This window comes from Halopenitus sp. POP-27 (genome assembly GCF_029889855.1).
Taxonomy (GTDB): Archaea; Halobacteriota; Halobacteria; order Halobacteriales; family Haloferacaceae; genus Halopenitus; species Halopenitus malekzadehii.
The window spans coordinates 245,443-258,523 of the sequence record NZ_JARANU010000001.1; the positions used below are offsets into that span (position 1 = coordinate 245,443).

Sequence of the window (13,081 nt, forward strand, 5' to 3'; positions counted from 1 at the left end):
CACGATAACGCCGTTCTCCACCCACCGTCGGTTCGTCACGTTCACCGATAGAGCGACCTGCGCCGCTATCTTGCGTTATTCCCCGTAGTTGGGAGCATCCTGCACCGCCGACGAATATGCCAGTCCCGAGAGTTGTGAGAACCCGACGGCGAGATATGTGACCGCTCATAATCAGTTCCTTTGTGCTGGAGAGTTAATATTGGGGACACAGGGTGTCAAATACGGCCAGATCTGCTTAGTTCTCTACCGGCCCCCAACCATCATAGAGGATTCCGAGATCAAGCCGAAACCCCCGGTCGGAGAATATGACAAGTACGGCTCACCGGCTCTACCGATATCTCTTCTAACCCGTGCTACTACGACGGCAACTGTGCTACTACAGTCAGAACCGTGTCTGAAACCAGCCACCCTTATAAGACCTTTATATGGGTCAGTTGTGGCCGACAACTTGGGAGAGGACACGGATCTGCTTGGGTCATCGACCCGGTCGAGGATGAGGGGTTCGAGCCGGGAAGACCGGGATTCAGACCGCCCCATACAGTCCGTCACCTAAGAACCAGCTTACTCGTCGCTATCGTCGTCCTCGACGGCTTGCTCCATACCTTCAGCGACGGCTTCCCCGAAGTCTTCTTCCATCCACCGCGCTATCTCAGCGGGACTTGCGTCCTCGTCGGGACGGTCGGCCATACGAGCGAATTGGGGACGTGACGGTAAGGCTGTGTCGGGAGACCTATACTGCCGCTGGGGGACTGTGGTGTATGGACGCCGACGAGATCCGATACTGGAGTGACTGCTACGACGAGGTCTACGACGGCGACCTTCGGGAGATCGAAGACCGCCTCAACGACGCCCTCCCGGAACGGGGCTATATCACCCGTGACCAACTCGAAGACGTAGTTCGGTGGAAACTGAACGGTCAGAAGGGCCGGCGGGATCTGAATATCGAGAAGGTGAACGCCGTTCCCGACGAGTTCGTCCGACGGGTCAGCGAAGCCGCGTTTCTGGTTGACGACCCCACACTCCGGTTGAAGACGCTACAGTCGATTCCGGGAATCGGTGGGGCGACGGCGACGGTCATCCTCCGGTTCTACGACCCGGAAAACTACGCTATCGGTGACCGGTATATCGTTCACGAGCTCTTCGGTGAAGATCGAGGTATGCGTGTTACCGACTACCCAAAGATACTGAAAGAACTCCGCGACCGGAACCCTGGCGGGTTCGACCTTCGAACCGTTGAGAAAGCCTACTATCAGCGGTATCGGGACGAACACGGGGTAGGTGACTGGTGAAACCAGCAGATGGCGTAGGAACCGACTGATTACTGTTTCGATGGTTCTACAGTATATTTCTCACCGGCACAACGTCGTTGACTCTCGGTTTGAACGCGAACAGAAAATCGAAAAGCAACTCTACCGCTGGACAGAGGCAACCAACACTTGGTGGACAAGTGTTTTCGAGTATGTTGCCCGAGTTCGTTTGAGGCGAGATAATCACTCTATGGCCAACATCTATTCAATTCTCAACGATTGTAAAATCCACATCGTCTAAGCTGATATCGTATACTCCTAACAATACTTTCTCAGTAAGTTTGACTATTCCTGAAATATCAGGTATTCTTTCTGCTGGCTCTCCGATAACAAGCATATCTGCTCGGTCTTCCAGAACTACGAAATCACACACGTCCGCTGCAGAATGTAATTTTGCTCTTTCGTCGAGATCATCGGTGTGGTTACCGCCTCCGAAAATGTGTATATTCTTCACAGGTTTTGGCCTGTCAGAAGAACCAAAACGGTCGCGGAGGCCCAATCCTTCTAAAGATTCAAATAAATTTGTATACGTAATTATATAAGTTTCAAATGTAGAATTAGTTTTTTCTGGAAGTCTGAGACCGATACCGGCGACATCAGAATTATATGACTCATATTCGAGAGTATTATACTGCTTGTCGGATTCATTTTTTAATTTTTTTAATTTATGTGCGAGTGTATCAGAACCACTTCTTTTACTTTGTCTTTGTGTCAAGTCTTTGTAAGAGGATTCCGTATATTTATTTAGCAAATCAGATGAATTCGTTTCAGATATGATATTTACAAGTTCCTCACCCGAAACTAATTTTACGTTTAGATTCTCTGCTGCTGCTTTTGCGTCAGAAGTAAAACTACTCGCTGTAATTATAATCACCACATCAGGCTCTGGTTCCTGATTTTTGAGGCTATTGTACTGCTGTATCTGTGGGCGAGTTATTTTATTGTCTTTAGCATTTAATTTTGCTTGTATTGCTTGCCTTCTAAACACGGGGGACTCTTTTTCGGCGATAACGTCAAGCCCACGGTCTTTTGATTTTTTCGTAACTTGTGTTTCCCATCCCTGCCGACTCCACAAATCAGCAATAAAATACTCAAAATCATCTGGGTCAATCTGCCGCAACTCAGATAAGATATTATCCGTCAGATAGTTGTTCATATGATTGATTGCCCTTAGTCGGATATAATTATGCCGGAGGTGATTAATTCCCTCCATCGGGTGTTTCCCATATAGCGTCTATGGCCAAGTCAGCCTCACTCAGAGAAGGCCTGGTCCACCAACTCATCTGCCTCCCAGTTTTCCTCTCGCGGAATATATTGTATCTCGAATTTCTCGAACTCGTCAGCCAACTCCTGCACGCGGTTACGCAGTGGACGGAGTTCTGGCTGATTCACTCCATACACACCACGAACTTGCTTCACTATTACTTCGGGATCCCCTCTTGCCTCGACCTTGGTGCATCCCTGTCTGGAGGCGAGTTCCAACCCTTGGATGAGGGCGCGATACTCGGTTCGGTTGTTGGTTGATTCCCCGATGTGTTTGCTCCCCTCCTCGGTCCAGTCGTCAGTCTCTACGATGTCTCCGATTGCCGAGGGACCGGGATCATCTGGTCGAGTTTCTCCGTCAAACATCACGACAGCGGTTGTGGTCATCTACAACCCACCACCTGTGTTATCTCGTCTGTTGTTCGCTCGATACGTGACTCTCCGCGTTTCTGATTGCATCATCATCTCCTCTCATATAGTACTATGACAATCGGGCGGTCGAATTGAGACGAGAGTATTAAGAACCATTAAAGACCAGTGGCGTGGGTAATATCTGGACCAATCTCCTGAGTTGGGGTGGCCTACCTCTGTGGAGCGACTTTGACGCGCTCCAAAAAATAAAACACGCCTCTCAAGGCATTTGAACCCGACTAACAGCATTTTAGGATTTCGGGCCGAAAGACTCTATTTTCCCCGATACGTTTCGGTTATTGCAGAACGCCGGACGTGATGGGGTACGTCCAGTGACCGGTTGTCTTCGCACAAGGAAAGTTCGAATCGCAGGACGGCGTCACCGCTCGCGGTCATCGTTCAACCGATAGCAGGATGCCGCCTCCCGGATTTGAACTTCCGAGAGACTCGCTGGCGCTCGTCTCTCGACTTCCCGCTCGCTTCGCTCGCGGGAACGGGGACAGCTCGACCCTCGATCGAGTGCGTACCGCTCTTGAATCTAAGTCGCGTAGAAACCGGATGCCGCCTCCCGGATTTGAACCAGGGACAGCTCGATCTTCAGTCGAGTGCTCTCCCAGTCTGAGCTAAGGCGGCTTACATCCAACCCAAAGCTGATTCGAGACAAAAGGATTTCGAAACCCGGCGCAAGGGTCGGTTCGGGAGGGACCCCGATCCTCGATCGCGATCGAGGTCAAAGCGGTGAGTCGGCGATCGTCGTCGCCGAGCAAGGGTTCACGGACGCCGTCCACACCACACAGACGCCGCTCGCGGCATTGATCGCGGCGCAGAAGTGGGACCGCCCGGATTCGAACCTCAGTCGCTCCACTTCGTTCCGCTCCCTGCTTCGAATCCGCTCCACTGCTGCTGCTCGCGGTGTTGCTCGCAGCAGAAAGTGGGACCGCCCGGATTCGAACCGGGGTCACGGGCACCCAAGGCCCGGAGTATACCACTAACCCACGGTCCCGTAACCTCATCTATAGCGATTACGCGCTAAAGGGTTTCGTTCGTGGGGCCGTGTCGACCGCCTACCGGTCGTCCTCACGCAGCTGGAGCTCGGCGACGAGGTCGTAGGGATCGGTGCCCTTGCGAACCCCGTCGAGGATGCGGAACGCCTCGTCCGGCGAGAGAAAGTGGCGGGTGACCGCCCTGCCAAGCGGCGTCGGATCGAGGCCGTCGATGAATCCCCACTCCAACAGCTTGCCGACGGCGTGTTTCGTGGGAACGTCGCCGATCATCCGGTCGTTGAGCCGCTTGGCCCGATCGCCGGCGACGGTGATGTTCGCGAGTGTCTCCTCGACGGCGGCGGTCTGGTCGTACACCGTGTTCACGTTCTCCATTTCGCCTTTCAGCAGGGTGAACGCCACCTCGTCCTCGGTGCGCTCCATCGAGTTGTGGTAGGTGCAGTCGGGTTCCACGAGCAGGTAGACGGTGCCCTGATCGTGGTAATCGGGCCGGCCCGCCCGTCCGAGCATCTGGGAGAACTCCTGGACCGAGAGCCACTCGATGCCCATCGCCAGCGAGTCGAAGACGACCTGGGAGGCCGGGAAGTCGACGCCGGCCGCGAGCGCCGCGGTCGTCACGACCGCAGCCAGATCCTGGTCGAGGAACTGGCGTTCGACCTGCTTGCGCCGGCCGTGGTCGAGGCCGGCGTGATACGGGGCCGAATCGTACTCGAGCTTCCGGCTGATCTCGTGGCAGCGACGCCGGGAGTTGGTGAAGACGATCGTCTGGCCGCGATAGCCCTTCGAGGATTTCGTGTCGAACGCCCGCTTGACGAGGGTGTCCGCGATCCGCGTCTTCTGTTGGCCGTCAGCAAACGTGACGTGGCGCTCGATCGGGATCGGGCGCTCCTCGAACTCGATGAGGGTCGCCCCGAGCTGGCCGGCCAGCCACTCGGGGTTCCCGACGGTCGCCGACAGGTAGATCCACTGGGCGCCGTCGTACGACTCACGGGCGGCAACGCGCCGCTCGCTGTAGTGTTTCAGCCGCGAGATGAGCCCGTCGAGGCGGTGGCCACGCTCGCCCTCCTTGAGCGTGTGGACCTCGTCGATCACGACCGTTCCGACGTCGCCGAGGTCCTTGCCGGTCCGCAGCGCGTGGTCGATCCCCTCGTAGGTCCCGACGATCACGTCCGCGTTCGGATCGAACCGATTGCCGTCGTCGTCGATCCGCGAGGATCCGACCCGGATCGAGACGTCGAGGACGTCGCCGTACCGATCCTGGAAATCCTCGTGTTTCTGGTTGGCCAGCGCGACGAGCGGGACGAGAAACAGCAGCGTCCCGTCGCCCTTCAGGGCGCGGTCGATCCCCGCCAGCTCGCCGACGAGCGTCTTGCCGGTCGCGGTGGCGCTCACGACGAGCTGGTCGTTGCCCTCGAGCAGGCCGTTGCGCACGGAGAGGCTCTGGACCGGCAGCAGTTCCTCGAAGCGTGACTGCACCCGATCGGCCAGTGTCGGGTGGAGGTCGAGGTCGGCGGTCCGGACCGGGCTCACGTCGTCGACGGTCGCGGAGACCTCGTCGTACTTGGTGAGGTCGGGATCGAGTCCGCCAGACAGCAGGTTCGCGATCCGGTCGAGGTCCTGAACCTCAAGCAGCAGCTCCTCGAGGCGGTCCTCGGCGGCGCCGGTGAACCCGCCGCCGTTGGTCCCCCCGACGCCGCTGGCGAAGGAGAGCTCGCGGTCGAGCTCCCGCCTGGCGCAGTCCGGACAGATGTGCTCGTCGTTGTGGACGATCGCCGTGTCCGCGGTGATCGGTGAGTAGCGACCGTCGCTTGCACACCGGCGGCAAGTGCGGACGACCGCCGCCTCGAGCTGGTAGCCGTCGAGTGCCGCCTGGAGACGTTCGCGTCCCTCCGGAGAGGTCTGCTGGGAGATCCGGATCCGGGAGGCGGCCCGCGCCAGGTCGACGAACTCCTCGGGCCGTCGCGGCTCGGCGTCGTCGCCCCGAATCGCGTGGAACTTCCCGGGTCGAGGGCCCGCGTCGGTGTCCTTGAGCTCCAGTCGCCCGTGGAGGACGCGCGACCCGTCACGGATCGCGGCCACGACGTAGTGACTCCGCGCCTCGTGGAGGAACAGCGTGTCGACGTCGGCCAGCTGCTGTGACACTACCGGCCGATAGGCGATCGGGGTACTTCAGCGGTTCGTCTCGGGGGGGTCGTCTCGGGGGGTCGGCCACGAGCGCGGGCCGTGAGTGTACCGGCGACACGAACGCGTCCGCCGACGAGAAAGCCCTTTGGGCGCCGCCGCCCTCCCTCGGCGTATGTACGACTTCGCCGTGGTCGGCGTCGGCCCTGCCGGTGCGCGGTTCGCCCGTCGGGCCGCCGCGGCCGGCCACGACGTCATCGCCCTGGAGAAGGGCGAGATCGGCACCCCGTTGGCCTGCTCGGGCCACGTCTCCACGGATATCTGGGAGTACCTTCCCGACGGCGCCGCGGACGACCTCCGCCAGAACCGGGTCCGCGGCGCGCGGTTTCACGTCGGCGGCCCGGGCTCGCGTTCCTATCCGTTCTACAAGCGCGAGGCGGTCTCGAACGTGATCGACCGGGTCGAGCTCGACCGGACGCTGGCCGAGTGCGCCCGCGAAGCCGGCGCCGACGTCCGCGAGGGACACACGGTGACGGGGATCGAGGAGCGCGACGATCGAGTCGTCCTCGAGGTCGCCGCGGACGATGGGGCAACCACGGAGACGATCGCGGCGCGGATGGTGGCCGGCTGTGACGGGCCCGTCTCACGCGTTCGGCGGTCGCTGGATCTGCCGGAGCCGGCGGAAACGCTCCATGGCGTGCTCGCGTTCGACGACGAGGCCGACGACGGCGACTTCGTCGACGTCCACCTCACCGCGCCGAGCTTCTTCGCCTGGCGGATCCCCCGCGGAGAGGCGGGCGTGGAATACGGCCTCGCGGCCCCGCCGGGCAAGGACGTCACCGAGCTGTTCGACGCGCTCACTGACGCTTACGGCGTCGAGACCGACCGCTTCTGTTCGGGCGCGATCCCGATCGGGCCGCCCGAGACGGTCACGACCGACCGGGCGTTCCTGATCGGTGACGCGGCCGCACAGACGAAGCCGTTCACCGGCGGCGGGATCCTCTACGGGATGACCGCCGCCGACGTCGCGGCCGACCGGATCGACCCCGCGGACCCGGCAACCCTGGCCGACTACGAGGCCGGCTGGCGTGCCGAACTGTCGACGGAGATCCGGCTGGGGAAGCTGATCCGAGCGTGTTACTCGCTCCCGGAGCCGGTTCAGCGCGTCGGGCTCCGCGCGCTCTCGGGCGAGATCGGCGTCCATATGGACCGCCCGTCGTCGTTCTTCTCGCGCGAGCAGCTCCGACGGCTGCTCCCGTGAGACAGTCGGGAACGGCCAGCGGCGATCCACGACCGCCCCGTCGGTGAAGACGGGAGGGTCTCAGGAACCGCCGGTTTCGGAGTCCGGATCCGGCTCCCGCTCCTCGACGATCGGCAGCCGAAGCGTGATGACCGCACCGCGAGGGTCGTTCGCGGCGTAGGAGACCTCGCCGTCGACATCGGTGACCGCCCAGCGAACGAGCCACAGGCCGAGCCCCGAGCCGTGGTCGGTCGGCGTCTCCGCGGTTCCCTCGAGCGCGTTCCGTTCGGTTGCGGGGATCCCGGGCCCGTTGTCCGCAATGCGGAGGACGGCCTCGTCCCCCTCAGTACGGATCGTGATCGCGATCTCGGGGTCGCGGTCGGCGTGGGTGATCGCATTCGTCAGGATCTCCTCGATCGCGAGCTGCAACCCGCCGTTGGACCGAACCGTCACGCAGGAGAGCTCGCGGTGGATCGTCACCACCGGATCGGTCTCTGCCACCGTTTCGAGCAGATCTACGAGGAGACGGTCGAGCCGGACGCGTTCGAGGGGGGCGTCCTCACGCATTGCCGACCGGAACCGGCGGGCGGCATCCGAGAGCCCGAGCAGGCTCTCCGCAGCGTTCCGGATCGCCTCGGCGTGCTCGGCGGCGTCGCCGTTCCCCGCCTCGATCTCGGCGGCGTGGCCGGCCACGACGTTCAATCGGTTGCGGAGGTCGTGGCGCAGGACGCGGTCGAGCACCGCGAGCCGCTGTTCGCGCTCGTGCCGATCGGTCACGTCCCGCTGGAACCCGAGGAAGTACTCGACCTCGCCGTCGGGGCCCTCGATGGGGGTGATGTCGAGCTGGTTGTACCACTCGGTCCCGTCCGGGCGGCCGTTCCGGATCTCCACGGAGACCGGTTCGCCGGCGTCGATGGCCGCCCGAATTCGGGCGACCGTGTCGGGATCGGTGTGCTCCGTCTGGAGAAACCGCGGGTTCCGGCCGAGCACGTCATCCCGGGAGCGACCGGTGATCCGCTCGAACTCGTCGTTGACGTAGATGAGCGGGTTGTCGGGCAACGATGGATTGGTGATGGAGATGCCGACGGTGGCGGCATCCATCGCCCGGCGGTAGAGCTTGAGTTGGTCCTCGCGGGCCTGCCGCCTGGAGACGTCGTGGGCGACGATCTGGACGGTGTGGCCCGAGAATTGGCCGATCCCCGCCGGCCAGGTCGCGTCCTCGTCGTCGACGCGCGCCACCGCAAGCTCGGTCGGAATCGCGTAGTCGTTTCGTCGGAAGTCGACGTCGACGAACTCGATCGATCCCCCCGGCGACATCGCACCGATGAGGTCGAGGACGCGATCCCGGTCGGCAGACGCGACGAATCGCGCGAACGGCTCGCCGCGAAGGCCGCCGTCCGCGCCGAGAAGCCGCTCGGCGGCGGCGTTGGCGTAGGTGATCCGCCCGTCGTGAACGAGAAAGACCGCCGCGGGCGTGTGTTCGACGAGCTGTCGGTATCGTTCCCGGCTCCCGGCGAGATCACGCGAGAGCCGGCGCGTGCGGAGCGCGCTTTCGAGCCGGCGTTTGAGGATCGGCGTCCGAAGAGGGATCGAGACCACGTCCGTGACGACGGCGGCAAGCGGTGCCGGCAGCGCGGCAAGCGTCTCGCCGGTGTCGCCAGGCGTGAGCAGCAACACGGGAAGCAGCGACTGCGACCGGCTGTGCCGTTCGAGTATCGGGCCCCGAACGTCCCCAAGCGTCCGGCGATCCACGATACAGAGGTCGAACCGGACGGCGTCGATCGTCTCCGGGTCGACCCGAACCGGATCGTAGCCGTGCTCCTCGAGCCACTCGGCAAGCAGTTGCTCGTGGCCGTCTCGGCTGAGACAACACCCGATCCGGGGACGACGGTCACCGTCGGTCGGATCGAGGCCGGACCGCTCGGCCGCGAGCCCGAACAACGGCGGCGGATCGGCGCTCATCCCGGCGTCGCCCGACCGTCGTGGCGGTCGATCGGGGGACCCGTCGAGCGCGGAGCCGTTCCTCGGGTCATCGTCGGTCATCGGTTGCGGATCAATCGTCCTCGGCGAACTCGGGCGTTCCGGTCAGGATCCCACGGAGTCCGGTCAGCGGATCCCCGAGAACGATCCCGTCACTCGTGATCTCGAACTCCCGAAGCGTCCGCTCGAAGTCGCTGGCGCGTTTCTTCAACACGCCGGCCGCCTTCCGGAGCTCGCCGGCGACCTCGATGTAGCGCAGAAAGAGGATGTTGTCCGCGAGATAGCTGATCCGGGAGCTCGTTGGGGTGAACTCCCCGGTGACGGTGCCGACGTCATCGACGAGGATCACGGTGACGCCCATGTTCCGGAGGTACCGACACAGCGCGTGCAGCTCCCGGACGAGGTCGTCATCCTCGCCCCGCAGCGAGAGCCGGTATCCGGATATTCCGTCGAGCATCACGATGCGGGCGTCCCGCTCCTCGACCTCCTCGCGGACCTGCGCGGCGAACTCGTCAGGCGAGACCGACAGCGGCTCGATCTCCTCGACGGCAAGCGAACCCGCCTCGACCATCTCCTCGACCGGCACGCCGATCGACGTCGATCGGTGGAGGAAGGTCGCGCGCGATTCCTCGAACATATAGATCGCCGACCGCTCGCCGCGGGCGGCGGCCTCCTTCATAAAGTGGGACCCGGTCGTCGTCTTCCCGACGCCGCTTGGCCCGGAGATGACCGAGACGGTGCCGCGTTCGATCCCGCCCGACAGCAGGGAATCGAGCGAATCGATTCCGGAGGAGACCGTCTCCGCGGTGAACGGTCGCGAGTGGATCTCGGGGGTGAGCCGTGGGAACACGCGCAGGCCGTCCCCATCGATCCGAACCGTGTGGGCACCCGACTCGAAGTCGGAGCCACGGAACTTCGTCACCTCGAGCGTCCGCCCGGTCTCGCCGTGACCGAGCCGAATGCTGCCGTCACAGAGGTACTCGAGGTCGTCGACCGACCGGTCGGGCGTCGACTGGGTGGTAAAGAGAACGGTCGCGCCGGAATCGGTGAGGTAGCGCATGAAGCCGGTCGCCTCGCGCCGGAAGGCGGTGTCGTCGGAGACCAGCTGGCGAAACTGCGTGAGCGGGTCGACGAAGACCCGGTCCGGCTCGACGCGGTCGACCGCGTCGACGATCCGGTCGGCGACCCGGCCAGCCTCCGTCTCCTCGGGACCGAACAGGCCGTAGGTCCGGTCCTCGGTGAAGGAGGCGGCGTCCGCGGTGAGATCGAGAAAGGAGACGTCGGAGAGGTCGAATCCGAGGGAGTCGAGGTTCTCGCGGACGTGTTCGGTCGACTCTTCGAAGTTCACGAACAGCGTCGACTCGCCCGCCGCGACGCCGGTCGCCAGGAAGTGCGCACCCAGTATCGTCTTCCCGGTTCCGGGATCGCCACGGAGCATATATGACCGACCAGGGCGCAGACCGCCGGCGAGCACTCGATCGAGCTCGTCGATCCCCGTGCCGACCCGATCGAAAGTAACCATTCGATCGGAACACGAGGGGAAGGATATTGAATGTACCTCCCTTCGGATCGAGCACGACCCGGTCAGGGAAACCGAAATGGGCCCCAGTTCGGCGTTGAATGGCCAAATTTCCCAGTTCGGCCTCGGGGCGACGTGGGAACTCTCAGTCCGAATACCTCGGTAATCGCGCCGATCCCGCGCTTCCCTCGTGGACCGGGATCTCGACGCGACGCGCCGGAACGTCCGCCTCGTGGACGCGGACCGCGACCGTATCGCCCGGCTCCGTGGCGCCGTACTCGACGTATCCGAACGCGATCGGCACGTCCAGCGTCGGGCTCTCGACGGCGCGCGTTACCTCGCCGATCGCGGCGTCGCCGTCGACGATCGCGGCGCCGGCTTCCGGAAGAGATGCGGGATCGTCCTCCTCATCGAGAGCGCTCTCCGACTCGAGAGCGAGCCCGACCAGTCGGCGGCTCGGCCGCCCCTGGTTCTCCACGCGTGAGACGACCTCCTGGCCGACGTAACACCCCTTCTCGAAGTCGAGCGCGTTGCGGATCCCCGCGACGTTGGGGATCCGTCCGTCGAGCTCGTACTCGAACAGCGGCGTTCCGGCTTCGAGGCTCAACGCGTCCCACGTCCGGTAGCCGAACGGCGCCGAGTTGAGCCCACGGACGAGCAGCGTGTCGAAGACCTCGGGGGCGTCGGCGGCCGCACAGACGACCTCGTAGCCCTCCTCGCCGAGCGGGGCGTCGGTCGCGATCACGGTGACGCCGGCGTCGACCATCGTCCCTCTGACGAACGAGAGCGCGGGCTCCGGCGATCCGGCGCCGTTGAGCACGGAGGCGATCTTCTCGGTCGCGGTCGGTCCGTGGACGCCGAAGACGCCGAACTCGGCGGACGCATCCCGGATCTCGACGTCCTGGATGAAGACGTTCTCCCGCCACTGCTCGACCAGCGGTTCGGCTCGGTTCGGCGGGGTAAACACGAGCAGGCGCTCGCCGGCGTTGTAGACGTACATGTCCGTCTCGATCCCGCCCTGGGGGTCGAGCAGGAGCGCGTAGACGCCCTCGCCGTTGGCCCGGGGAACCGTGTTCGAGACGGCGTCGTCGACGAACTCGACCCGGTCCTCGCCGGTCACGACGACGATCCCGTAGCCCATCTCGATCGTTCCGACCCCGTTCCGGACCGCCCGCCCGACGCTGTCCGGGCGGCCGTAGTGATCGACGACCTCCCGACCGCCGCGGTCGACGAAGGCGGCACCGTGGTCCGTGTGGGCGTCACTGACGAGCGTCATACCGATCCGAAGTTGGCGCGGGGTCAAAAGCCCCGTGACCCGAAGCGACGCGAGACGTCGTGGCCGGGGACGTCGTGGCCGGGGACGTCGTGGCCGGGGACGTCGTGGCCAGGGACGTCGTGGCCAGGGACGTCGTCGTCCGCGGCCACGGGCGGGGGGACGGTCACAGGCCGAGCTTCGACCGGATCCGCTGGAGCACGCCGGGGTCGTCCGGTTCCGGCGTCGCGTCGGGGACGACGCGGTCGTGGGGATACACGCGCAGGCGCGTCTCGGCCTGCTCGACGGTGATCAGGTCGTCGTCCTTCAGCTCGCCGAGCGCCGCCTCGATCCGGTCGATGTCGGCGTCGACGGCGGTCCGAAGCTCGAACACCGTCATTCCCTCCTCTCGGCGGTCGACGAGGGCGTCGAGGATCGCGACCTCGACCTCGGGTCGGTCGCGATACGCCGGCTTCGCTGCCATATCGGGGGCAACGGTCGGATCGGGTTTACGTCTACCGGCGTCGATGATCTCCCGGGTCGACGTCGGCGACCGTGCGGAACCGACGTCGGCGATCAGCCACGCTCGCCCGTGGATCAGGGTTTATAACCGCGGGGCGGACGAGGGACGGGGTAATGCCCACCGACGCCCAGCAGGCCTGCTTCGAGGCCGGGATCAAGTTCGGGTCGCTGTACCACCAGTTCGCGGGCACGCCCGTGAGTCCGGCGAGCACGCGCAGCCTCGAGCGCGCGATGGCCGAGGCAATCGAGAACCAGCCGTTCTGCGAGGCGGTGACCGTCACGATCCACGACGACCGCGTCCGGGAGGCGATCGACCACGAGAACGGCTACACCGAACTGACGGGATCGCTGATGGACGTCACGATGCGGATCGACTACGAGGGCGTGACCGTCCGAACGCGCATGGAGATGGCGGACGGCTACCCGCTGATGACGCTCGTCGCCGTTGAGGAGTGATGCTTGTCG

At 63.6% G+C, this 13,081-nt stretch carries 12 protein-coding genes and 2 tRNA genes; 3 read left to right on the forward strand and 11 right to left on the reverse strand.

The window, feature by feature from the left end; genetic code table 11:
- Positions 1-561: 561 nt before the first annotated feature.
- The gene (locus OQF70_RS01285) at positions 562-687 is read right to left on the reverse strand and encodes a hypothetical protein (protein ID WP_280535410.1); all 126 of its coding nucleotides are present in this window, start codon (positions 685-687) and stop codon (positions 562-564) included.
- A gap of 71 nt (positions 688-758) precedes the next feature.
- Between OQF70_RS01285 and OQF70_RS01290 the strand changes: the two genes are divergently transcribed.
- Positions 759-1,289: a hypothetical protein gene (locus OQF70_RS01290; RefSeq protein WP_280535411.1), complete on the forward strand. Its 531-nt coding sequence runs from the start codon at positions 759-761 to the stop codon at positions 1,287-1,289.
- Positions 1,290-1,512: 223 nt separating this feature from the next.
- Here OQF70_RS01290 and OQF70_RS01295 read toward each other — a convergent pair whose 3' ends face one another.
- The 5 genes from OQF70_RS01295 to OQF70_RS01315 all read right to left on the reverse strand — a co-directional run bounded on the left by OQF70_RS01295 (position 1,513) and on the right by OQF70_RS01315 (position 6,124).
- On the reverse strand, positions 1,513-2,463 hold the full coding sequence (locus OQF70_RS01295) for a restriction endonuclease (RefSeq protein ID WP_280535412.1): 951 nt from the start codon (positions 2,461-2,463) through the stop codon (positions 1,513-1,515).
- A 95-nt stretch (positions 2,464-2,558) separates the two neighbouring features.
- Positions 2,559-2,957 (reverse strand): ribonuclease HI family protein, encoded by a 399-nt coding sequence (locus OQF70_RS01300; RefSeq protein WP_280535413.1) that lies wholly within the window; start codon positions 2,955-2,957, stop codon positions 2,559-2,561.
- A 583-nt stretch (positions 2,958-3,540) separates the two neighbouring features.
- Positions 3,541-3,614 (reverse strand) — tRNA-Phe (locus tag OQF70_RS01305).
- 299 nt (positions 3,615-3,913) lie between these two features.
- Positions 3,914-3,984, reverse strand: a tRNA-Pro gene (locus OQF70_RS01310).
- Positions 3,985-4,045: 61 nt separating this feature from the next.
- Positions 4,046-6,124 (reverse strand): DEAD/DEAH box helicase, encoded by a 2,079-nt coding sequence (locus OQF70_RS01315; protein WP_280535414.1) that lies wholly within the window; start codon positions 6,122-6,124, stop codon positions 4,046-4,048.
- Positions 6,125-6,278: 154 nt separating this feature from the next.
- Between OQF70_RS01315 and OQF70_RS01320 the strand changes: the two genes are divergently transcribed.
- Positions 6,279-7,364 carry a geranylgeranyl reductase family protein gene (locus tag OQF70_RS01320; protein WP_280535415.1) on the forward strand — a complete coding sequence of 362 codons (1,086 nt, stop codon included), beginning with the start codon at positions 6,279-6,281 and terminating at the stop codon, positions 7,362-7,364.
- 60 nt (positions 7,365-7,424) lie between these two features.
- Here OQF70_RS01320 and OQF70_RS01325 read toward each other — a convergent pair whose 3' ends face one another.
- From OQF70_RS01325 to OQF70_RS01345, 5 genes are all read right to left on the reverse strand, one after another.
- Complete coding sequence (locus tag OQF70_RS01325; protein WP_280535416.1) at positions 7,425-9,386, reverse strand: PAS domain S-box protein; 1,962 nt, start codon at positions 9,384-9,386, stop codon at positions 7,425-7,427.
- Positions 9,387-9,396: 10 nt separating this feature from the next.
- Positions 9,397-10,845 carry an ATPase domain-containing protein gene (locus OQF70_RS01330; protein WP_280535417.1) on the reverse strand — a complete coding sequence of 483 codons (1,449 nt, stop codon included), beginning with the start codon at positions 10,843-10,845 and terminating at the stop codon, positions 9,397-9,399.
- A 142-nt stretch (positions 10,846-10,987) separates the two neighbouring features.
- On the reverse strand, positions 10,988-12,118 hold the full coding sequence (locus OQF70_RS01335; protein WP_280535418.1) for an aminomethyltransferase family protein: 1,131 nt from the start codon (positions 12,116-12,118) through the stop codon (positions 10,988-10,990).
- Positions 12,119-12,141: 23 nt separating this feature from the next.
- A complete protein-coding gene (locus OQF70_RS01340) occupies positions 12,142-12,285 on the reverse strand; it encodes a hypothetical protein (RefSeq protein ID WP_280535419.1) in 144 nt (47 codons plus the stop codon).
- Positions 12,282-12,578 carry a DUF6432 family protein gene (locus tag OQF70_RS01345; RefSeq protein WP_280535420.1) on the reverse strand — a complete coding sequence of 99 codons (297 nt, stop codon included), beginning with the start codon at positions 12,576-12,578 and terminating at the stop codon, positions 12,282-12,284. The genes OQF70_RS01340 and OQF70_RS01345 overlap by 4 nt, the downstream gene beginning before the upstream one ends.
- Before the next feature lie 152 nt (positions 12,579-12,730).
- Here OQF70_RS01345 and OQF70_RS01350 point away from each other — a divergent pair, with 152 nt between their 5' ends.
- Complete coding sequence (locus tag OQF70_RS01350) at positions 12,731-13,072, forward strand: dihydroneopterin aldolase family protein (protein ID WP_092817511.1); 342 nt, start codon at positions 12,731-12,733, stop codon at positions 13,070-13,072.
- Positions 13,073-13,081: the final 9 nt, after the last annotated feature.